Source organism: Fibrella musci (assembly GCF_041321105.1).
In the GTDB taxonomy this organism is placed as follows: Bacteria; Bacteroidota; Bacteroidia; order Cytophagales; family Spirosomataceae; genus Fibrella; species Fibrella musci.
In genome coordinates, this window is sequence record NZ_JBGGWD010000006.1 from 216,716 (window position 1) to 238,207 (window position 21,492).

A 21,492-nucleotide genomic window follows, 5' to 3' on the forward strand; every position below is an offset into this window, starting at 1 on the left:
AGACACCGGATATCCGGTGTCTTTCTGGTTAAAAAGAATAAATTGACTCCATGAATCGAGTACAAACAGGGTGGATTGGCTTACTGAGTCTGGTGCTGATGACCTGTCAGCGTGCTGCGCCTACCCGGTTTGAACAGCTGGAGAGTGCCAAAACGCACGTAACGTTTGCCAACACCCTGACCCCCAGCGAGCAACTCAACGGTTTTACGTTTACCAATTTCTACAACGGCGGGGGCGTCGGCGTCGGCGACCTCAACAACGATGGTTTTACCGACGTCTTTTTCACCGGCAATCAGGTCAGTTGCCGCCTGTATCTAAACCAGGGTAAAACCGACGACGGTTTCTCGTTCGACGACATCACCGAGTCGGCGGGCGTGACCACCAGCCGCTGGTGCTCGGGCGTCACCCTGACCGATATCAATCAGGATGGCTGGCTCGATATTTACGTATCGGTGGCGGCACACGGAGCGATGAAACAGAGCGAGAACCTGCTCTTTGTGAATCAGGGACTGCGAAACGGTAAACCGTTTTTCCGCGAAATGGCCCGCGCCTATGGCCTTGCCGAGCCCGCCTTCACAACCCAGACCGTTTTTTTCGACTACGACCTCGACGGCGATCTCGACGCCTTTCTGCTCAATACGGCCCCTGACTTGCAGAATCCGGCGCACCTTCGCCCGGTCGTGCCCAACGGCTCGCACCCCAGCACGGGCAAGCTCTATCGTAATACCGGCAACGGCCCCGCCGGGCACCCGCTGTTTGTCGATGTATCCCGCGAAGCCGGTATCACCTTCGACGGCCTGGGACTGGGCGTTGTGGTGAGTGACCTGAACAAAGACGGTTACCCCGACATTTATTGCTCCAACGACTTCACCAGCAGCGATATCCTGTACCTCAACGACGGTAACGGCCATTTTACGAACGTCATCAAAGGAGCCACGGCCCACACCAGCCTCTACGGCATGGGCGTGGATGTCGCCGACCTGAACAACGACGCCCGCCCCGATCTGATGCAGCTCGACATGCTGCCGAAAGAAAACGCCCGCCTCAAGATGATGCTCGCCGGGCAGGACTACGACCGTAAGGAAATGAGTGTGTCGGCGCAATACGGCCATCAGATGCAGTACATGCGCAACTCATTGCAACTGAATCTGGGCAATCAGGGCAACGTACCCCTGTTCAGCGAAGTGGGCCTGATGGCAGGTGTCGCCCAAACCGACTGGAGCTGGGCCACGCTGCTGGCCGATTTCGATAACGACGGCTGGCGGGATATGTACATCACCAACGGCTATCGCAAAAACGTCACCGACCGCGACTTCATCAATTTCAGCGAAGACTTTTCGGGCTTTGGCACCACCGAATACAACACCCAGAAGCGGCTCGCGCTGCTGGAAAAAGTGCCTGAAATTCCGCTGGCGCACTACGCCTTCCGCAACACCGGCGACGGGTCGTTTGCCGATGTGTCGAAGGCATGGGGGCTCAATACCGAATCGTTTGCCAACGGCGCGGCCTACGCCGATTTCGACAACGACGGCGATCTGGATCTGGCCGTCAACAACGTCGACGCCGAGGCGCTCATCTACCGCAATCGCAGCCGTGACCAATCGCCCGACGTGCATTACCTGACCGTCCGGCTTCGGGGCGACTCCACCAATCGGCAGGGGATCGGCGCAAAACTCACGCTCTGGGCGGGTAGTCAGCTTCAGTACAGCGAACTATCGACCGTGCGGGGCTATTTATCGTCGGTTGAGCCCACGCTACATGTGGGGTTGGGAAGCCACCCGAAAGTTGATTCGTTGCGCATCGACTGGCCGGGGGGGCGCACCGACATGCACCGGAACGTACCTGCCGATCAGGTGCTGACCCTGACCTATGCCCAGGCGCAGCCGTCGACGCCGCCCGCCAACGTACCCAGCCCGAAACCCCTGTTTGCAGATGTAACGGCGGCGCAGGTCCCGGCTTTCCGGCATCAGGAATCCGACTTTGTCGATTTCAAACAAACCGCCGCCATGCACAAGATGCTGTCGCGGTCGGGCTTTGCGTTGGCTGTGGGCGACGTCAACGGTGATGGACTGTCTGATTGTTTCGTGGGGAATGCCTACCGGGGTAGCGCGGCCCAACTGCTGGTGCAGCAAGCGGACGGCACACTGCTGAACAGGCCGTTCCCGAACCAGCCGAACAGCGAAGCAACGGGCGCTCTCTTCTTCGATGCCGATGGCGACGGTGACCAAGATTTGTATGTCGTGCATGGTGGGAGCGAACGCCCGGCTACCGACAAGGCTTTTTATCAGGATGACCTGTACCTGAACAATGGGAAAGGTACGTTCAGTGCCGCCCCGGCCAATACCTTGCCTGACGTGTCGGGAAGTGGTTCGTGCGTAATCGCGGCCGACTTCGACCGCGACGGCGATCTGGATCTGCTGGTAGGCGGGCGTCAGCGACCCGGCCAATACCCGTTGCCTGCCCGGAGTTACCTGCTCCGAAACGACGCTGGCCGTTTCACCGACGTTACGCCGCAACTGGCGCCGGCGCTGCTACAGGCGGGTATGGTCTGCGCCGCACTTTGGTCAGACTGTGACCGCGACGGCTGGCCCGATCTGATGTTGGCGGGCGAGTGGATGCCGCTGACTATCCTGAAAAACGAAAAAGGCGCGTTCCGGTCGGCTCCGCAACGCCTGGCTGGCTCAACGGGCTGGTGGAACAGTCTGGCGCAGGGCGATTTCGACAACGACGGCGACCTGGACTACATCGCTGGCAACGAAGGCCTGAATACGCTCTATCAGGCCACCCTGGCCGAGCCCGTTAAAATCGTGGCGAAAGACATCAACAACGACGGCACCGTCGATCCGCTGCTGGGCTACTACATTAACGGAACCTGTTACCCGGCGCCACCGCGCGAAGCGCTTAATCAGCAGGTGATTCAGTTTCGGCGCAAGTACCAGCGGTTTGCCGACTACGCCGCCGTTACCTTCGACGACCTGCTGACCCCCGACGAACGCAAGGATGCCTACGAAGCGCAGGCAACGTACCTGCAAAGTGCCTATATCGAGAATCGGGGCAACGGTCATTTTGTGCTGCACCCACTGCCGCGTCTGGCGCAGGTATCGCCCGTGTTTGGGATCGTTGCCCACGATGTTAACCACGATGGCAAGCTGGATGCGGTGCTAACGGGTAATTTCTACCCGAATGAAGTGAACATGGGGCGCGAAGATGCCTCGGTCGGGCTGGTGCTGCTGGGCAACGGGCGAGGTCGGTTCACCCCCGTCAATCCGCTGGCGAGCGGGCTGGTGATTCGCGGCGATGCCCGGTCGTCGGCGTTGCTTACGGGGCGCGGACAGGCAACGTACCTGATCACCGCCGTTAACAACGAAGGCCTTCGCGTCAACCGCTGCCTGCCATAAGAACGAGCCAGACCAGTAATCGATCACAAGCCATGCTGGAAGTACTCAGCAATAGGTTCACTGTAAGCGACTTATAGCGATGAGCGTACCCAAAAAAGCAGAGCTTTTTTTAACGGACGATTAACCGTTTTGTATACGAATAAGCAGCCTGTTTTTGTTATCTAATTGGTCGCCCACCGGGTCAGCGCGAGCGTCAATAGATCGCTGGCTTCCTGACGAATTGGGCCAACCCACGATCACATTAAATCAAGCTGTTACTCATGAACGCGCTTAAACATTTCCGCCCGGCCAAGGCCTTCTGGCTGGGACTGGGCCTCCTGGTAGCGCAATGGCAACCTACGTTCGCGCAGACGTTCGATGACAACCGCCCGGCCGTTACAGCCACCGCCGACAAACCGCTGCTCTCGGCGGTGGCGGGTTACCGCGACGATGTGCGGCAGGCGGTGCTACTGGCTAGTCAGCAGCCGCAGGTGCTGGACCAGCTAGCCCAGCAACAGGCCAATAGTCAACAGGCTTTTACCGACCTCATCAGCTCGTATGGCCAAACGAAACAGGGCTGGTTCTACGACATCGCCCGTTTTCCCGATGTGCTGCACAACCTGGCGATGCTACCCAGAGGCACCGACCGTCCGACGGTAGATGGCCTGACGAAAGCACTGCCCACCGACTTGCAGGAAACAGCCTGGCGCCTGTATCGTCACCACCACGACGATCTGGTGCAGGTCGATTACCTTAATCAGCAAGCCGATGGGGCGTTCGGCAACCTCATTGCCCCGCTCGATAGCCCCACGCAGGCGGCCTTCCGTAAGTTGATTGCCCTACCCGACGTGCTGACGACCCTGACGCAGCAGCTCGACCAGACCGCTCAGCTAGGCCGCGATTACCAGGCCGATCCGGCCGGGATGACGCAACGGCTCGCTACCCTGCACGACAGCCTGACGGCGCAAACCGATCAGGATATTGCCTCCTATCAGCAGGAGTTGAATCAGGACCCGCAAGCCCGGCAGGAACTCCAGCAGGCGGGGCAGGCCTACGCCCAGGCCAATGGCTACAACAACCAGATCAACCCTAACCCGGCCTGGCCCGTCAACTCACCGTATTACTACCAGAACCCGTATCCCTACTGGTTTGGCTATCCAAGGTGGTACGGTGCCGCCATGTGGTACCCGTCGGCCTGGTGGCTCAACACGGGCTTCTACTACGGTCCCGGCGGCGGTATGGTGGTGTTTGGGTTGCCTTCATTTGGCTTCTCCAACTGGTTCTTCAACTACGGTTACCGCGGTTATTACCCGCATCTATACAACCGGTTCAACGGTTTTTACACCCGCGTGTACCGGCCCAACCGCATCTGGTCGCCCTATAATCCGGGCTTCCTCGGAGCTGCCCGGCGCACCTTCGGGCCGGTGGGTGGTGTGGCCGGTGGTCGCTACAATAACGGTTACAGCTATTCAAGACCACGTACCTACGGCCGGTCTTATGCACCCGGTAACGTACCAGGCGTGAGTGCCCCCGGCGGACGGACATACGCCCCCCAAACCCGTACGCCAAACTATGGCGGTGGCAACTACAGCAGCGGCCGCGGCAATTTCGGCGGCGGTCGGTCATTTGGTGGAGGCTTCAGCAACGGTGGCGGCCGGTCGTATGGCGGCGGTGGCTTCGGCGGTGGCCGGGGTGGTCGTCGGTAATTAATCAGGCAACGTACCCAACAGCTAATCCCCACAGCGTCGACGTTTGTGGGGATTAGTTGTTGGGTGCGTACCTGTCCGGCTCTGATAAAGAGCTGTCCAGATTCGGACAATTAAATTCGTTAATATACTTGATAGTCAGTGGGTTGCTGGCATGGCATGTTGTTTGGTCGAGTAGGCAAAACTTCCTTCATGAACCGGCTGACCCCGTCTATGAAAACGATACTGACCTGCCTGTTACTCAGCCTGTGTACACTGGCGCAGGCTCAAAAAAACAACCTGAGCATCCAGATCGACGATGACACCAAATACATGTCGATTGACGTAGCAGGCACCCAGGATGGTCGCCTGATCAGCTACAACCATCGGTTTGGCGTAGCAGGGTTGAATACACGGCAGCGCGAAGCCCTGAAAGACCGTGTACTCGATTCACTCGGCGTTAGCGGGGCCGCTACACCGCCGCGCCCGCCCAAACCGCCTGCGCCACCCCGCCCCCGCCCCGAAGGCGAGTCGGTGACGATCCGTTGTGAAAGCTGCAATGAGCATATGCGGCTGGAGATCTACGGCACCGGCTACACCCTATTGCACGAAACCGATAGCCGTAAAGAGCGCACAGATACGTTCCCGATGGCGCTAACCCTCAAACCCGGCAACTACCGGCTGGTCTATAGCCAGAATCGCGTTCTGCAACGTCAGTCTACCTTTACCGTAACGCCCGACGAGCCGAACATCGTGGTGATTAAGTAGGCCGACGGCGTGTTCAACGAAGTGGCCTGAAGAAATCGCGCAGTTCTTGAGCGAGCAATTCGGGTTCTTCGAGCGCGGCAAAATGCCCACCTTTGGGTAGCTCGGTCCAGTGTTGCAGGTTATAGAACCGCTCGGCAAATGCGCGGGGCGCCGGTACGATGTCTTTGGGGAAAATAGCTACGCCCGTGGGTACGTCGATGCGGGGTACCTCGCCCGACTGCTGATCGGGTTCGTCCCAATAGGGCGCAAACGATGACCGGATCGTTTGGGTAGCCCAATAAATGGTAATGTTCGTCAGCAGTTCATCGTTTGTGAACCGGCTGTCAATCGCGCCGTTGCAGTCGCTCCAGGCGTAAAATTTCTCCGCAATCCAGGCTGCTAGCCCGGTTGGCGAGTCATTGAGACCGTAGGCCAGGGTTTGGGGTTTCGTAGCCTGCATCAACGCATAAGCCCCTTCGGCCATTTGCCACTGCTGCCCATCCTGAAGGTATTGTTTCTCGGGTTCCGATAGCACATCGGGGTTGGTCGCAAAGAGCCGCCAGTAGGGTACGTCGCAGAGGTGAATGCCGGTGAGCGCATCGGCGTGTTGCATCGCCAGTGCCTCGGTCAGGCCGCTACCGACGTCGCCGCCGTGCGCACCATAGCGTGCATAGCCCAGCGTCTCGGTCATGAGCTTGTGCAGCCGATTTGCCGTCCAGGTATTATACCCTCCGGTTTTCTGCGTCAGTTTGTCCGAAAAGCCGAACCCCGGCAGGCTGGGTATAATCACGTCGAAAGCGTCTTCGGCCCTGCCGCCGTGGGCAGCCGGGTCGGTTAGCAGCGGAATCAGTTTGTAGAACCGATAAAACGAATCGGGCCAGCCGTGGCTCAGCAGCAGCGGCATGGGTTTGTCGCCTTTGCCTCGTTCATGGATATAATGCAGCCCATAGCCGTCAAGCTCGGTTTTGAACTGTGCAAACTGGTTGAGGAAAGCTTCCTGCTTGCGCCAGTCGAAATCGTATTGCCAGTACTGAATTAACGGTTGCAGATACGAACGGGGTGTGCCCAAATGCCACCCGGCACCGGCTACTTCGCTCGACCAGCGCGTTTGGCCAAGCCGTAGTTGCAGGTCGTCGAGCACCGCCTGCGAAATATTGATCTGAAAAGCGTTCATACGATCGGTTGTCGTGCGCATTCGTCAGAGGTGGGCGAGTTAGTGGTTAACTAACAACACCCGACTACCCACAACGAATGCGCCTGGAGCAATCATTACTGTAATTGAGGTTCCGGGCCCCGAAAGGCGTCTTTTTTATCGACGGCAGGCAGCTTAACCGGCCGACCCTCCCGCGCCGACTGGTAAATGGCCTCCATGATGCGCTGATCCTGCAACCCTTCTTCACCCGTCGAGTAGGGCGCTTTGTCGTCCATGATGCATTCCGAAAAATAGTCGATTTCGGTCGCAAACTGATTTTTAGGCGTAATGCTCACATTTTCCTGGCGTACGATGGCCCCGTCGGCCCGTGAGGTCGTCAGTTTCTGGCCTTCGTACGCATAGGCATTGGTCAGTTCATACCAGCCGCGTTCGGTCATAACCCGGTACTGGCGCGAGTCGTGCACGTTGTAGTGGGTGGCGCAGTTGGCAATGACGCCGCTGGGGAATTTCATCTGCCACGAGCAAACCTCTTCTACCTCCTTGAATAGCGGATTATCGGGGTCGCTGTGCGTGTAGGCAAAGACTTCGGTGGGCTCTTCGCCCAGAATAAAGCGGGTCGTGTTGAGGCAATACAGGCCAATGTCGGGTAGTGCCCCGCCTCCTGCCAGCGCTTTGATGTGCCGCCAGTGCTGCGGATTGGCCGACGACTGGCAGTTGTAGGCATCCACGAATTTGGGCTTGCCGTATTCGTTTTTCTGAAGCTGCTCGCGCACATAGCGGTTGTAGGGCTCGTAGTGGATGCGGTAGGCCACCATCAGTTTGCGATTGGCCTTTTTGCAGGCGTCGATCATCGCCTGGCACTCGGCCGACGAATTGGCCATCGGCTTCTCGCAAAGGATATGCTTGCCCGCCTGCGCCCCCCGGATCGTAAACTCGGCATGCATGGAGTTGGGCAGGACAATGTAGATTACCTGCACCTCGGGGTTGTCTTTCAGCTTATCGTAGTCGGCGTAGCTGTAGCAGCTGCTGGGTTTGATGCCATACTGGCTCGCCACCTTCTGTAACTTCTCGGGGCTGCCACTCACCAGCGCGACCGGCTTCGATTTTTTGCATTGCCCAAACGCGGGCAGCAGCTCTTCGAGCGTCAGGTGACCCAACCCAACCAGGGCGTAGCCCACCCGCTTGTCAGCCGGTAGGGGTGTGGGAACAGGGCCCGATTTCCGGTCGGCATCCGATTTCCAGGCTTCCAGTTCGATGGGTTTGTCGGCTTCGCCCGGTACGGTGGCCGGAGGCGAGTAGGGCGGCGATGTCGGCACCTGTTGCCCTGTTGGGGCCTTGTAGGTACCGGAGGTCGGGACGGGGTACGACGGGGTTTGCCCCTGTGTCTGGCAGGAGGCCATCAGGCTACCCACGGCCCCTACGGCCATAGCGCCACTAGCGACCTGCAAAAATCCTTTTCGGTTCATCAAAGGCCCCGAAGAGCCAGCTGATTGCGGCAGTTCATCGCCAGGTACGTTGAGCGGAGACATAGCATATATGGTTAGTCTGCCGATACAACTACGTGGCGTTCGTTCATACCCATAATCTGTTTAGGTGGCCCAACTGTAGACAGGAAATGCGCCAGCGCCATACCAGCGCCTGGATACAGCCGCTGGTTTACCAACGCTAACTAGCTTCCCGCAACGACTTACAGCGGTTGTGGGTAAGTCAACGTCCATCGCTGCCTTTGCTTAGCAGATTGATTGATTCGTCGTTTCCTGAGCTCTTCGCCTCTTTATGAACAAAACCCTGCTAACCCCGCTGATCGCGCTGATAGCTTGCTGCCCGGCACTCACCACTGTGGCCGCTCCACCTGCCAAACCGCCCCGCGTGACAAAACGGGCCATTCTGCCCACCGACCTCAAGATGCCGACAGGCTTTGCGGCGTCGATCGTGGCCGACGGGCTGAGCGCGCCCCGCCACCTGGTGGTGAGCAAAACCGGTGCTATCTACGTGAAACTGGGTAAACTACAGGATGGTAAAGGCATTTACCGCCTGCGCGACACCAACAACGATGGCGTTGCCGACGACAAAATTGGCTTCGGCGATTATCCTGGCACGGGTATTTTCCTGAAAGACGGCTACCTCTACACCTCCTCGAACAACAGCATTTTCCGGTACAAACTGAACGAGCGCGACGAGGTGACCAACCCCGATGCGCCGGAAAAACTGGTGTCGGGCCTGCGCGAAAAAGAGCGCGACAAATCGAAATCGATCGCGCTCGACAATGCGGGCAATATCTACGTCAACATTGCGTCGGACAACGACCGCTGCCGGGAGCCCAACAGCGGCAAGGGACAAATGCCCTGCGCCCTGCTCGACTCGGCGGCGGGTATCTGGCGCTTCAACGCCAACGTACCCAATCAGGCGTTTGCCAGCGGTGTGCGGTTTGCGACCGGCCTGAAAAACGTGGTCGGCCTCGACTGGAACCCCAAAACCAACAGCCTGTTTGTGATGCAGCACGGCCGCGGCGCGTTCGACGATTTCTACCCGCAGTATTACACGCCGCAGCAAAGCGCCGAACTCCCCGCCGAAACCATGTATGAACTGCATCAGGGCGACGATGCCGGCTGGCCCTACAGCTATTATGACCATATTCAGAAAAAGAAAATAATGGCTCCGGAATATGGCGGCGATGGCAAAAAGGCAGCGACCGGCAAGATTATCGATCCGGTGGCGGCGTTTCCGGCGCACATGGGCCCCAACGGCCTGCTGTTCTACACCGGTACGGCTTTTCCTGAGCGATACCGCAACGGCGCGTTTATCGCCTTCCACGGGCAGTCGCAGGCCATGCACAAAGGCTATCTGGTGGGGTTCGTGCCGTTCAAAAACGGAAAACCATCGGGTCCCTGGGAGATCTTCGCCGACAATTTCGCTGGTACGGACCTGGTCAAACCCACCGGCCCCGTGCAGCATCGCCCCTGTGGCCTGGCGCAGGGTCCCGACGGCTCGCTCTACGTCACCGACGACCTGAACGGCACCATCTTCAAGATCAGCTACCAGGGCCAGCGCCCTACCCGCAAAACGACGGCGGCGCAGAAACGGTAACGTACCCAGCATCAGCCACGAATACAAAAGGCCCGCCATGATGCGGGCCTTTTGTATTCGTGGGAACGTACCCAGCGTTAGGCGGGCTCTTCCCGAATCAGCGTTTTGATGCCTTCGGCCATCTCGGGCGTCACGGTAACACCGTGCACGGAACTGGCATGCGCGGCGGCTTGAGTGAGCACCTCTTCGTCGGTTTCAGCATGAATCTGGGCGGGGCAATCGAAGCCGACGTCACTGCATTTCAGGGTTTTCATAGAGTATAATGGTTTAACAGAGTAGGAAAGAGCAATAGGGTATGTCGCCTTGAATTGCCTGTTAGACAGCCAATTGCTGACTTGTGTGCGTTGGCTACAAGCAAGCGTAATGGTAACAAATAGCTGGCAATCAACATGGTATTCTTCGCTGAGCGGTAGCAAGGCGAGTAAACGGTAGGGTCGTGATTGAGTGCAGGTTAGTTGGATAGCATCTTGCCCAACCAGGCTTTTCATGCCGTATCTTTGATTTTTGCAACGATAGCGTATGACGGGTAAATCATTAGCCGACTTTTATCAGGACATTTCAGCGGTTGTTCCGGCGGAGATCAACAAAGAAATTGGCCATTTCAACGTCTTCCGTATTGCCGACCTGATGGCGATCCGGGCCAAAAAGGGTGTGATGCCCTATGACCGGCGGGCCTATTACAAAATCAGCCTGATCAGCGGACGCAACAAGGCCGAGTATGCCGACAAGGTGATCGAGATTGAGCGAAACGCGCTACTCTTTGCCACGCCCAAAATCCCCTATCACTACGTCCCGCTCGACGAGCAACAGGCCGGCTCGTTCTGCGTGTTTACCGATGAGTTTCTGGTGTCGACCAAAAGCGGTGTAATGCTCGATGATCTGCCGCTTTTTCAGCCCGGTGCCGTGCCGGTTTTCCAGCTAACCGACGACGAAGCCGACGACCTGCGGTACATTTTCAACAAGATGCACAAGGAATTGGCGTCGGATTACGCCTACAAATACGACCTGCTGCGGACCTACGTACTTGAGCTGATTCATTTCGGGCAGAAACTGCAACCGGCTACCTCGCTGTACCCCACGCACACGGCCTCGGCCCGGATCTCGTCGCTGTTCATCGAACTGCTCGAACGGCAATTCCCGATCGAGTCGCCGGGGCAGCGCATCCGGTTGCGCACGGCCAATGACTACGCCCGGCAGCTGGCCGTTCACGTCAACCACCTCAACAAGGTGTTGAAAGAACATACGGGTAAAACCACCACCGACCTCATCAGCGGGCGGCTGGTTCAGGAAGCCAAAATCCTGCTACGCCAAACCGACTGGAACATCTCCGAAATCAGCTACAGCCTTGGTTTTGAAGAAGTGGCGCATTTCTCCAACTTCTTTCGCAAACAGACCTCGCTATCACCCGTGGCGTTTCGGAGCTGATTTGATTTTTGCAACAAATCGATTGTTCGTCGCAACGTCCCCGTTGATCGGTTGCCCGACCTTTGTAGGGTCAGTTTTGGTTTTCCACATTGACCGACAAAATCAACACACACATGGACGCGAAAAAGAAAATTGCACTGGTAACGGGCGGCAGCCGGGGCCTGGGTAAAAACATGGCCCTTGCCATTGCCAAAAAAGGATTTGATGTCGTACTGACCTACCATAGCCAGCAAGGCGAGGCCGAGGCGGTGGTGGCGCAGATCGAGCAGATGGGCCAAAAAGCGGCGGCGCTGCAAGTCGACACGGGCAACGTCGGCAGTTTCGAGGCATTTGCCGGGCAGTTCACGACCGTTCTGAGCGAGACCTTTGCGGCTGACCGGTTCGACTTCCTGATCAACAACGCCGGGATTGGTGGTAACTCGCCCATTGGCCAGACCAACGAGGCGGAGTTCGATCAACTGGTGAACATCCATTTCAAGGGCGTGCTGTTCCTGACCGAGCGACTGCTGCCGCTGCTCAACGATGGCGGGCGCATCATCAACATTTCATCAGGGTTGGCCCGGTTTACCTCACCCGGCCGGGCGGTGTATGGGTCGCTCAAAGGAGCCATCGAGACACTGACCCTGTATATGGCGAAGGAGCTGGGGCCGCGTGGCATTGCGGTCAACGTAGTGGCACCGGGCGCTATCGAAACCGATTTTGGCGGCGGTGTGGTGCGCGATAACCCCGAGGTAAACAAACACATCGCGAGCATCACGGCGCTGGGCCGTGTGGGCCTGCCCGACGATATTGGCGGGGTAGTGGCCTTCCTGTGCACCGACGACGCCCGCTGGATCAACGCCCAGCGCATCGAAGTATCGGGCGGGATGAACTTGTAAAAACAAGTCGAGTAACGGCTGGGCTTCCCTAATGATAAAGGTTGCGTAGGTACGTTCGCGAAGTTGCGTAGCCATCTGATCGTTCTGGCGGTTTACCCCGTAATGAAAGAGCAGATTATCGCAGGGGCCCGGCAGTTGTTCAACCATTACGGCGTGAAAACCGTCCGGCTGGACGACATCACCCATCAGTTGGGGATTACCAAAAAGACGTTGTACCAGTACTTCGAAAACAAAGAAGAGCTGGTGCGGCAGATGCTGGATGCGCAGTTGGGCGAAAGCCTGCACGAAGCCAGCGCGATCCAGCATGAGTCGGCCAACGCCATTATTGGCGCCCTGCAAATCTGGGATCGGCTGATTCAGTATAAGCAAACGACAAACCCCAGCCTGCTGCTCGACATCGAACGCCATTACCCGGCAGCCTGGGCGCTCTTTCAGTCGGCTAAACGGGAGTACATCAACACCATTCTGGTGGCCAATCTACGGGCGGGCGTCGAGCAGGGCCTGTATCGACCCGATCTGAACCTGACTGTATTGGCTTGGCTTTGGGCCGATCAAAGCCAGTGCGACGTACCCAGCAAAGGCGACGAGCAGGTGATCAAACACCTCTTCATCCGCGGCCTGCTCACTCAACAGGGGCTGCGTGTGTATGAAGGCGTATACCCCACGGCAGCGGCCGACCGTCTCAACCCCTCCCCTTAAAAAAGGGGAGGGGCTTTTGCTTGCATCAGGTTTGTATTAGCGTCAGTCTTGGTTATAGCCAAAGACCCTACTTTTTTAGAAGAGGCGCTTACTCCTGTCGAGTTTGTACTGGTTGCTGATATCAGCGACAGCATAAGCCCCTCCCCTTATTTCAAGGGGAGGGGTTGGGGAGGGGTCTTACATCCACTCCCAGGCGCTTTGGTACGTACCCAGCGCTTCGGCGTAGGCGATGAAATCGGAGTAGAACGGCAGGCTGGCCAGGGTGGCACTGTCGCCGAAGACAACCAGCTTTTTACGGGCGCGGGTCATGGCAACGTTCATCCGCCGGATGTCTGACAGGAAGCCGATGCCGCCCTCGGTATTGCTGCGAACCAGCGATATGTAGACAATGTCGCGCTCCTGCCCCTGAAAGCTATCGATGGTATTCACCGAAATATGGCTGCTGTACGGCTGCAACTCGGGGCTGTTTTTGAGCTGTTCGGTCAGCACATTGATCTGCTGCTTGTAGGGCGAGATCACGGCGATCGTCGGGAACGTACCCAGGCTGTAGCGTTGGCCGAGGTCGCCCACCAGCTGGGTCAGGTGCCGGATAAGCAGGGCGGCTTCGTCGGGGTTGGTCGAGCTGGTACCATCGAGTTTTTCGTCGAAACCGCACCCCGCCGTGTCGACAAACGCCAGCGCCGTATCGTCGTCGAACAGCGCATGGCGGGCCACCGACGCGTGCGCCTTTACCTGACTGCCATAAAACACCTGCGACGAATAGCCCATGATGTGCTCGTGCATGCGGTACTGCTCGTTGAGCAGCGACACGGCCTCGGGGTGAAGCGCCACGCATTTTTCCAGCAACGTGGTGCCAAGGCCATTCCGGGCGGCTTCGGCCGATTTGATGGTGGGCGGCAACTGGCAGTGGTCACCCGCCAGTACCACTTTCTGCGCTTTCAGAATCGGAATCCAGCAGGCCGGTTCGAGCGCCTGTCCGGCCTCATCGATCACGACGGTATGGTAGGTCAGCTCGCGAACGGTATAGTTATTCGCCCCGACGAGCGTGGCGGTAATCACCTGCGCGTTGGACACCAGATCGTCGATCACATACTGCTCGGCCTGCGCCACGTCTTTCAGCAGCCGATGGGCCTCGTCGAAGAGGGCTTTGCGCTGCTCGCGTTCGGCCTTGCCAAAATTGCGCTTGTATTTGTGCGCCATCGTCCGGAACTCGTTGGCCTGCTTCTTCAGCTTTTTGGCCGCGTTCATGTGCGGGTGCGCGTTCACCTTATAGTCCAGCGTGAGCGCCATCAGCCGTTCCGACACGCGCGCCGGGTTACCGATGCGGAGCACGTTCAGGCCTTCGTCGTGCAGCTTTTCACTCAGCAGATCAACGGCAGTGTTGCTGGGCGCCACCACCAGGATTTTCTGTCGGTCCTGACGAATGAGCGCCTTGATAGCCTGAATCAGTGTGGTGGTCTTACCCGTACCCGGTGGGCCGTGAACAATCGCCAGCTCGTTGGCCGATAGGATCTTGTGCACCGCTGCTACCTGGCTGGGGTTTAACTGCGGCAGCACCGGCGCGGGCGTATGAGCATTGAACGTAGGCGCCTGCTCGCCCGTCAGGATCGGGATAAGCCGCTGATTGGTTTGCTGGCTGAGCGTGTTCGCCGTTTTAAGAGCGGCCTCCATCTCGTCGTAACTGTTGTCGTCGAACAAGACTTCAACGCCCAGCTTGCCATCGCGCGACCAGTCGGGCAGCTCATCGACGCGCAGCGTCAGCTTGAGCCGATTGCCACTCTGGTGCGACACGGTGCCCTCGACCCGGTCGGTTTTGGGGTTGTAATTACTGAACAGCACGGCGGGCATACCAAACCGAAACCGATGCGGGATGTCCTGGTGGGAGGGGCGTTCGACCTCGACGGTCAGGTAGTCGCCGCGGCCCAGTTCTGAGCCACGGATAGCGATGGGGTACCAGGTGAGGCCATTGGCCCGCCGCTCGGCTACGGAGGTCGTCTGGGTCAGTTGCTGGTACTGATCCCGGTCTTCCTGCCGTTCGCGCTTCAACAGGGCGAGCTGCTCATCAAAATAAGTCATGCACAAAGAACCCCATTTCGCGCGGGCTCGTGCCCAATGGGCCTCTATAAAAAAGAAGGCGGTTGCTGCCTCCCGACCGAAGCCAGGCGACAGCAACCGCCCTGCATAACACGCACAACCAACGTACCTAGCTGATCGCCTTGGCGACTTCGAGGTCCTGCGGTTTTTGCGGAATCACTTTTTTCTTCGTGAACCGGGCAATCAGCCGGTCGACGACGAGGTACATCGACGGAACGACGAGTAGCGTCAGCAAAAGCGACGAACTCAGACCGCCGATAATCACCCACGCCATGCCGTTTTTGGTTTCGGCGCTGGCCCCGCTGGCCAGGGCGATGGGCAACATCCCCAGAATCATGGCGAGCGTGGTCATCAGGATGGGGCGCAGCCGTTCTTTGCCCGCCTCGATCAGTGCGTCGACTACCTCATGCCCTTCGGCCTTCAACTGATTGGCAAAGTCGACAATCAGGATGGCATTTTTCGCCACCAGCCCCAGCAGCATAATCATCCCTACGATGGCGAAAACCGTCAGGCTCTCCATCGTCAGGGCCAGCGCCAGCAGGGCACCAATCAGCGCCACCGGAATCGAGAACAGCACGACGAACGGATAGACCACGCTTTCGTAGAGCGCTACCATGATGAAATACACCAGCAGGATGGCGATGCCCAGCGCCAGACCGAGGCTACCAAAGGCGTCAGACTGTTGCTGCAACTGACCCAGGTACTGGATCGACACGCCTTCGGGCAGGTTTTCTTTCGCCATTTTGGCCTGAATATCGGCCCCGACCGTACCCACCGGACGACCTACCACCTGCGCGTTGATCGTGATCGACGACAGCCGGTCGATGCGTTCGAGTACACTTTCGCCCACCTGCTCCTGCACGGTAGCAAACTGCGACAACTCGAACGTTTTGCCCTGGTTGTTCACGAACGTCAGCCGCGACACGTCAGCCGCCTGCGTGCGGTCGAACTGATCGAGGCTCACCAGAATGTCGTATTCGTTGCCGTTCTGCTTGAACTTCGACAGGTCGTTACCCCGGAAGGCGTTTTGCAGCGCCTGCCCGACTTCCGCCGCGCTGATACCCAGTTGCGCCATCTTGTCGCGATCGAGTTTAACCGTGACTTCCGGTTTCGGGTCTTTCACCGAGTATTTCACGTCTTGTGTGCCCGGTACCGACGCCGTTACCTGTTTTACCAGTGCGGCGGCCTTCCGAATGTCGGCAAGGTTGGTGCCTTTTACGGCAATCATGATTGGGGCCTGCGAGGCACCTACGATACCGACCGGCGCCACCGTCACCCGAACGCCCGGAATCTGGCTCACTTCGCTTTTCAGCATCTGACCAAATTGCTCGGTCGACAGCTTCCGCTGCTTTTTATCGATCAGCTTCACGTTCAGATCGGCCAGATTGCTGTTGGCCGACGTACCCAGCCCGGTGCTGCTGTAGCCAATGTTGCTGAATACGTTGGTCACCTCGGGGTGCTTCATGATGATCTGCTCGGCCCGTTGCGCCACGGCGTTGGTCTGGTAAATCGACGCGGTGGGCGACAATTCGATCTGCACGCTCATTTCGCCCTGATCGCTCTGCGGCATGAAGGCCGCGCCAATGAAGCCCGCCGGTACGAGGTAAATCGACCCGATAAGCAGAGCAAACACCCCAAGGAAGATGTACCGCTTGTGGCCCAATACCCAGACCAGCATGCGGCCATAGGCTTCGGTCAGGCGGTTCAGCATGTTTTCAAAGCCGAGGTTGAGCTTGCCCCACAGTGAGTTGGGATTCAAAACTTCGACCTTGCCGAAACGCGAAGCCAGCAACGGCGTCAGCGTGAACGACACCAGCAGACTCATCAGCGTCGAGAAGACAACCACGAGTGCAAATTCGCGCAGGATATTCCCGATCAAACCGCCCGTCATGGCCAGAGGCACGAACACCACCACGTCGACCAACGTAATCGCGAGGGCCGTAAAGCCGATCTCGCTCCGGCCGTCGAGGGCCGCTGTGCGCTTGTCTTTACCCATTTCAAGGTGTCGGTTGATGTTTTCCAACACCACGATCGAGTCATCGACCAGAATACCCACCACCAGCGAGAGGGCCATGAGCGTCATCAGGTTCAGCGAGAACCCCATCAGGTACATCAGTGCAAACGTCGGAATCATCGACGAAGGCAGCGCCACGAGCACGAACATGGCCGACCGGAAGCTGTGCAGGAAGAGGAGCATTACCACCGATACGATCAGGATGGCGAGGCCCATATCAAACACCACCGCATCGGCCGAGGCCAGCGTGTAGATCGATTGGTCAGAGGCGACGTTGAACTTCAGGCCGATGTTGCTGTACTGCTTTTCGAGCTGTTTGATCTTCACCTGCGCCTGCTGACTCACCGCCACGGCGTTGGCGTCTGACTGTTTCTGAATCTGCACCCCAATCGACGGCTGGGCGTTGATGTGGTTAATGGCCGTCGGTTTCGTGCTGGCGTCGACCACTTCGGCTACATCTTTCAGCAGTACCTGCGAGCCATCTTGCCGGCTGGCGATAATCAGGTCGCGCAGGCGATTGACGGTTTGTACCGACGCATCGAACCGGATCGAGTATTGCGACTGCCGCGTTTCCAGTTGCCCGGCGGGGTAGCTGGCGTTGGCCGCGTTGATGGCCTGCGACACCTGCCCGATCGAGACACCGTAACCGCGCAGTTTCTCGGTGTTGACGTTCACCTGAATCTGCCGCTCGTTGCCGCCGATGATATTCACCTGCCCTACCCCCGACACGTTGGAGAGCTGCGGCTTGATGTTGTTGTTGATCAGGTCATACAGCGCCGTGGGCGATATATTGGCTGTGACCCCCATCCGCAGGACCGGGATTTCGTCGGTCGAGAATTTGTTCAGGATGGGCCGGTCGGCACCGTCGGGCAACAGGTTCAGAATCTGCTCGATTTTGCGTTGGGCATCCTGCTGCGCCAGCGTAGTGTTCACGCCGTTTTTCAGCTGGATAATTACGCTCGAAACGCCTTCCTGCGAAGTCGAGGTCATGCGGTCGAGGCCTTCCAGCGCCGACAGCGCATCTTCGATCCGCTTGGTTACGTTGGTTTCCACTTCGTCGGCCGAGGCACCGCGGTACGTCGTCGCCACGCTGATGACGTTGGCCTCGAACTTGGGCAACAGGTTGTACGATAGCTGCTTGTAGCTTAGAAAGCCAAACAGAATCAGCACCGTGAAGATGGTCGTCACCAACAGCGGCCGTTTAACGGCTATTTCGGATATAGACATGGGGAAGAATAGATCAATGTCTAAGGTTCAATGTTCAACGGAAAAGACAATTAGCGACAGCAGATGACTTTATACGATTGGGCATTGAACCTTGAACTTATTTTGTGATTTGCACGGGTTTGCCGTCGCTGAGGTTTAACTGGCCGGTCGTAACAACCTGATCGCCCGCGTTGAGGCCGCTCAGCACTTCGATGGTGTCGCCAAAGTCGCGGCCCACCGTAATGGTGCGGCGCGCTACGGTGTTGCCCGTAACGACGTAGACGTAGGGATTCTTGATGCTTTCCACCAGGGCCGCGCGCGGAATCTGGAGGGCTTTCTGGTTCGACTTCTGCGAGAAATCGACGTTGACGAACGTACCTGCTTTCAGCCCGTTGGCATTGTCGATCGTGATCTCAACCGGGTAGTTGTGCTCGTCGGAACCCTGCGGCGCGATGTACGAGATACGCCCGCTGAAGGTCCGTCCGGCGAACACGTCGGTCGATACCTTCACCGGCTGCCCGTTGCGGAGCCGGTATACGTCGCTTTCGTTGACGGGCACCTGCACTTTCAGGCGGTTCACGTCGAGCACCCGGCCCAGCACTTTCCCCACGGTGATGTATTCGCCGGGTTCGATGTCTTTCTGCACGATCTGCCCGCTGATGGGCGCTTTCACGTTGGCGTCGGCAATCTGTTTTTTGATCTGCTCGGCCTGGTTGAGCGCGTTTTCGTAATTGTACTTCGTATCGTTCACCTGCAATTCGGTGGTGGCGTTACCGGCCAGCAGCGTATTGTAGCGCGTCACGTCTTTTTTCAGCCGGTCGATAGAGAGTTGCGTGGCTTCCAGCGACAGTTCTTTCAGCCGGTTGTCGAGTTGCACCAGCGTGGCCCCCGCCCGAACGCTCGACCCGAGGTTGAAGTTGACCTTCGCCACTTTACCGGCCGTTGTCGCGATCAGATCGGCTTCCTTAAACGGAATGAGGTTGCCGGTTTTCACCAACTGCTGACTGACGGTGCCCTCCACGGCCGGGGCCACAGTGACAGGAATTGCGACGTTGGTCGCCACGACGGGCTTCTTCTGCTCGTCGATCTTTTTCTTGTTGGAAGCCAGCCGAAAACCAATCAGGGAGATGATGGCCAGCGTAGCGACCAGAACGGTTATTGTGGTCTTTTTCATGATCTATGGTTGGTCGTATTGATCAGAGTTGATTGTAAAAACCTAGCAGGCTGCCCTTCGATTGTTCGAGGTCGAGGCGGGCCTGATAGAGATTGATGAGCGAATTGATGTAGTTGGTACGGGCCTCCCGATACGAGTTGTCGGCGTTGATCAGGTCGGTGAGCAGTTTGGTGCCCTGCTTGTATTGCAGCGTCGTGATATTGTAGACCTCCTGCGCCAGTTTCACGTTGCGTTCGTCGTTTTGCAGGCTGGTTTGTGCGCGCTGAATCTGCGACTGCGCGCTGTTGAACTGTAGTTGATAACCGGCTGTGTTCAATTTCTGCTGTTCCTGCTGCGTCAGCACGGTAAGACGCTGCTGTTTCAGCTGCGAATCGCGCTGGAAACCGTCGAAAATGGGAATGTTCAGCCGCAGCCCGATGCTACCGAACCCGACGAAATTGGTAAACAGATTGTCGATGGTCTGCGCGCCAAGGTTCAGTGTCCCGTAGTTGCCCGTGAAGCTGAGCGTGGGCAAATAGCCTGCCTTGATGCGCTGGTACTGAAGTTGTTGCAGCGTCAGGTTCGCTTCGGCCTGTTGAAACGACACCAGCCGTTTGGGATCGAAGGGTTCCTGCTCGATGGACGGCAGTTGAGTGAGCAACGTCGAATCAGATAGGACCAGGTTCTGTTCCTGCGACATACCCATCTGGTATTTCAGCCGGTTCAGGGCCAGATTCAGGTCGTTCTCGGCCAGGGTCAGCTGCGACTGCGTGCTGTTGTAGCTAACCTCCGTCCGGGTATAGTCGACCGGCTGAATCACGCCGTTGTCGCGCTGAAGTTTCAGGATGTTCAGCACCTGCTGGGTACGTTGCAGGTTGTCGCGCAGGAGGCCAATCTGCTGCTGCGCCACAAACACCTGGTAGTAGTTGCTGGTGATGTTGTAGATCACGTCTTCCTGCGTCTGACGTGTGTTGAGCGCTGCCAGTTCCTGATTAGGCTTGTTGGCCTTGATCCCGATCAGCAGCGAGCGGTCGAAGATCGTCTGCGACAGTTGGCCAGTCAGCGTGGTCTGGTATTTCTGGCCAATGATGAACACCCGTGGCTCAGGCCCGAACACGCCCGCCGGAATCACGCTCTGCTGTAGTTTGAGGTTATCGGTCGTTGTACCGGTAGCGCTGACCTGCGGCAGATACTGACCCAACGCCTGCCGCGCCTGCTGATCGGCCGTCTCGACCTGATACTGCGCAATGCGAACCCGCCCGAAGTTCTTCAGCCCGTAATCGATGCAATCCTTCAGCCGGAAGCCGCCTGCGGTAGTAGCCTGCGGCGATGCTTGTGGTGGGGTGGTCTGCGCCTGTCCGCCAAGCGGAAGCCATAGCGCCAAACCTAAACTAAGTGCAATTAATCGTTTCATAAATCCAAACGTTGATGCGTCTACAGTAGATATATCAACTAATGAGGTAAAAAAACTAGCTGTCAATCAGGGCGATAATCTTGCGGGTGGTAGCCAAGAAAGCGTCCCGCTCAACTTCCGATAACTGGCTCATAATCTGTTGATCCAGCATCTCGGTTGTCTGGATAGCCTGCTCGATAATCATCTTGCCCGCAGGCGTCAGCCGGATCAGGTTCTTGCGCCGGTCGATGCTGTCGGAAACGACACGCAGGTAGCCATCGCGTTCCAACGTGCGAATTGAGCGTTGTATGCCCGATTTGTCTTTCTGGAGCATGTTGGCGATGTCCTGCTGAGACAGCAATTCGTCGCCCGCAAAGTAGGTGACGAACAACACCGGAAACTGTTCGATCTGAATGGTAAAGCCCAGCCGCGTCAGTTCCCTATTGGCCTTTTTGGCCATCAAATGCCCCACGTGGCTAATCATAAATATCGACTGGGAACCCATGCGTTCTGCAAACTTCGCCCGAAGTGTATTCTCGTCAATCATGTGGCAAAGGTAGATATAGTTGCTATGTCAACCA

At 57.6% G+C, this 21,492-nt stretch carries 15 protein-coding genes; 7 read left to right on the plus strand and 8 right to left on the minus strand.

What is annotated here, in order from left to right; translation table 11 throughout:
• The first annotated feature begins 50 nt into the window (after positions 1–50).
• The 3 genes from ACAW74_RS20305 (at position 51) to ACAW74_RS20315 (ending at position 5,830) form a co-directional block, all read left to right on the plus strand.
• Positions 51–3,398 carry a VCBS repeat-containing protein gene (locus ACAW74_RS20305; RefSeq protein WP_370700058.1) on the plus strand — a complete coding sequence of 1,116 codons (3,348 nt, stop codon included), beginning with the start codon at positions 51–53 and terminating at the stop codon, positions 3,396–3,398.
• A 260-nt stretch (positions 3,399–3,658) separates the two neighbouring features.
• Entirely contained in the window at positions 3,659–5,083 is a 1,425-nt protein-coding gene (locus tag ACAW74_RS20310) for a hypothetical protein (protein WP_370700059.1), read from the plus strand.
• A 213-nt stretch (positions 5,084–5,296) separates the two neighbouring features.
• Entirely contained in the window at positions 5,297–5,830 is a 534-nt protein-coding gene (locus ACAW74_RS20315; protein WP_370700060.1) for a hypothetical protein, read from the plus strand.
• A 13-nt stretch (positions 5,831–5,843) separates the two neighbouring features.
• Here the strand turns inward: ACAW74_RS20315 and ACAW74_RS20320 are convergent, their stop codons facing one another.
• Positions 5,844–7,004, minus strand: coding sequence for an epoxide hydrolase family protein (locus ACAW74_RS20320; protein WP_370700061.1), 1,161 nt, complete (start codon positions 7,002–7,004; stop codon positions 5,844–5,846).
• A gap of 74 nt (positions 7,005–7,078) precedes the next feature.
• A complete protein-coding gene (locus ACAW74_RS20325; protein ID WP_370700062.1) occupies positions 7,079–8,491 on the minus strand; it encodes a Gfo/Idh/MocA family protein in 1,413 nt (470 codons plus the stop codon).
• A gap of 247 nt (positions 8,492–8,738) precedes the next feature.
• Between ACAW74_RS20325 and ACAW74_RS20330 the strand changes: the two genes are divergently transcribed.
• Positions 8,739–10,049, plus strand: coding sequence for a PQQ-dependent sugar dehydrogenase (locus ACAW74_RS20330; protein WP_370700063.1), 1,311 nt, complete (start codon positions 8,739–8,741; stop codon positions 10,047–10,049).
• A gap of 77 nt (positions 10,050–10,126) precedes the next feature.
• On the opposite strand, the gene ACAW74_RS20335 is transcribed toward ACAW74_RS20330, so the two are convergent.
• On the minus strand, positions 10,127–10,303 hold the full coding sequence (locus ACAW74_RS20335) for a DUF1059 domain-containing protein (protein ID WP_370700064.1): 177 nt from the start codon (positions 10,301–10,303) through the stop codon (positions 10,127–10,129).
• 265 nt (positions 10,304–10,568) lie between these two features.
• Between ACAW74_RS20335 and ACAW74_RS20340 the strand changes: the two genes are divergently transcribed.
• From ACAW74_RS20340 to ACAW74_RS20350, 3 genes are all read left to right on the plus strand, one after another.
• Complete coding sequence (locus ACAW74_RS20340) at positions 10,569–11,474, plus strand: helix-turn-helix domain-containing protein (protein WP_370700065.1); 906 nt, start codon at positions 10,569–10,571, stop codon at positions 11,472–11,474.
• Between the two features lie 113 nt (positions 11,475–11,587).
• Complete coding sequence (locus ACAW74_RS20345) at positions 11,588–12,352, plus strand: SDR family NAD(P)-dependent oxidoreductase (protein ID WP_370700066.1); 765 nt, start codon at positions 11,588–11,590, stop codon at positions 12,350–12,352.
• 102 nt (positions 12,353–12,454) lie between these two features.
• Positions 12,455–13,051, plus strand: a complete 597-nt coding sequence (locus ACAW74_RS20350; RefSeq protein ID WP_370700067.1) for a TetR/AcrR family transcriptional regulator — start codon at positions 12,455–12,457, stop codon at positions 13,049–13,051.
• Positions 13,052–13,228: 177 nt separating this feature from the next.
• Here ACAW74_RS20350 and ACAW74_RS20355 read toward each other — a convergent pair whose 3' ends face one another.
• The 5 genes from ACAW74_RS20355 to ACAW74_RS20375 form a co-directional block, all read right to left on the minus strand.
• Positions 13,229–15,127 (minus strand): AAA domain-containing protein, encoded by a 1,899-nt coding sequence (locus ACAW74_RS20355; RefSeq protein WP_370700068.1) that lies wholly within the window; start codon positions 15,125–15,127, stop codon positions 13,229–13,231.
• A 127-nt stretch (positions 15,128–15,254) separates the two neighbouring features.
• Positions 15,255–18,386 (minus strand): efflux RND transporter permease subunit, encoded by a 3,132-nt coding sequence (locus ACAW74_RS20360; protein WP_370700069.1) that lies wholly within the window; start codon positions 18,384–18,386, stop codon positions 15,255–15,257.
• A gap of 97 nt (positions 18,387–18,483) precedes the next feature.
• The gene (locus ACAW74_RS20365; RefSeq protein WP_370700070.1) at positions 18,484–19,539 is read right to left on the minus strand and encodes an efflux RND transporter periplasmic adaptor subunit; all 1,056 of its coding nucleotides are present in this window, start codon (positions 19,537–19,539) and stop codon (positions 18,484–18,486) included.
• Between the two features lie 22 nt (positions 19,540–19,561).
• Positions 19,562–20,932, minus strand: coding sequence for a TolC family protein (locus tag ACAW74_RS20370; RefSeq protein ID WP_370700071.1), 1,371 nt, complete (start codon positions 20,930–20,932; stop codon positions 19,562–19,564).
• Positions 20,933–20,987: 55 nt separating this feature from the next.
• The gene (locus ACAW74_RS20375) at positions 20,988–21,458 is read right to left on the minus strand and encodes a MarR family winged helix-turn-helix transcriptional regulator (protein WP_370700072.1); all 471 of its coding nucleotides are present in this window, start codon (positions 21,456–21,458) and stop codon (positions 20,988–20,990) included.
• Positions 21,459–21,492 lie beyond the last annotated feature (34 nt).

Coding starts and splice junctions, on each gene's coding strand:
- ACAW74_RS20370 (WP_370700071.1), bottom strand. CDS start 20,932: ATGAAACGATTAATTGCACTTAGTTTAGGTTTGGCGCTATGGCTTCCG.
- ACAW74_RS20305 (WP_370700058.1), top strand. CDS start 51: ATGAATCGAGTACAAACAGGGTGGATTGGCTTACTGAGTCTGGTGCTG.
- ACAW74_RS20315 (WP_370700060.1), top strand. CDS start 5,297: ATGAAAACGATACTGACCTGCCTGTTACTCAGCCTGTGTACACTGGCG.
- ACAW74_RS20340 (WP_370700065.1), top strand. CDS start 10,569: ATGACGGGTAAATCATTAGCCGACTTTTATCAGGACATTTCAGCGGTT.
- ACAW74_RS20330 (WP_370700063.1), top strand. CDS start 8,739: ATGAACAAAACCCTGCTAACCCCGCTGATCGCGCTGATAGCTTGCTGC.
- ACAW74_RS20345 (WP_370700066.1), top strand. CDS start 11,588: ATGGACGCGAAAAAGAAAATTGCACTGGTAACGGGCGGCAGCCGGGGC.
- ACAW74_RS20325 (WP_370700062.1), bottom strand. CDS start 8,491: ATGTCTCCGCTCAACGTACCTGGCGATGAACTGCCGCAATCAGCTGGC.
- ACAW74_RS20360 (WP_370700069.1), bottom strand. CDS start 18,386: ATGTCTATATCCGAAATAGCCGTTAAACGGCCGCTGTTGGTGACGACC.
- ACAW74_RS20335 (WP_370700064.1), bottom strand. CDS start 10,303: ATGAAAACCCTGAAATGCAGTGACGTCGGCTTCGATTGCCCCGCCCAG.
- ACAW74_RS20365 (WP_370700070.1), bottom strand. CDS start 19,539: ATGAAAAAGACCACAATAACCGTTCTGGTCGCTACGCTGGCCATCATC.
- ACAW74_RS20350 (WP_370700067.1), top strand. CDS start 12,455: ATGAAAGAGCAGATTATCGCAGGGGCCCGGCAGTTGTTCAACCATTAC.
- ACAW74_RS20355 (WP_370700068.1), bottom strand. CDS start 15,127: ATGACTTATTTTGATGAGCAGCTCGCCCTGTTGAAGCGCGAACGGCAG.
- ACAW74_RS20320 (WP_370700061.1), bottom strand. CDS start 7,004: ATGCGCACGACAACCGATCGTATGAACGCTTTTCAGATCAATATTTCG.
- ACAW74_RS20375 (WP_370700072.1), bottom strand. CDS start 21,458: ATGATTGACGAGAATACACTTCGGGCGAAGTTTGCAGAACGCATGGGT.
- ACAW74_RS20310 (WP_370700059.1), top strand. CDS start 3,659: ATGAACGCGCTTAAACATTTCCGCCCGGCCAAGGCCTTCTGGCTGGGA.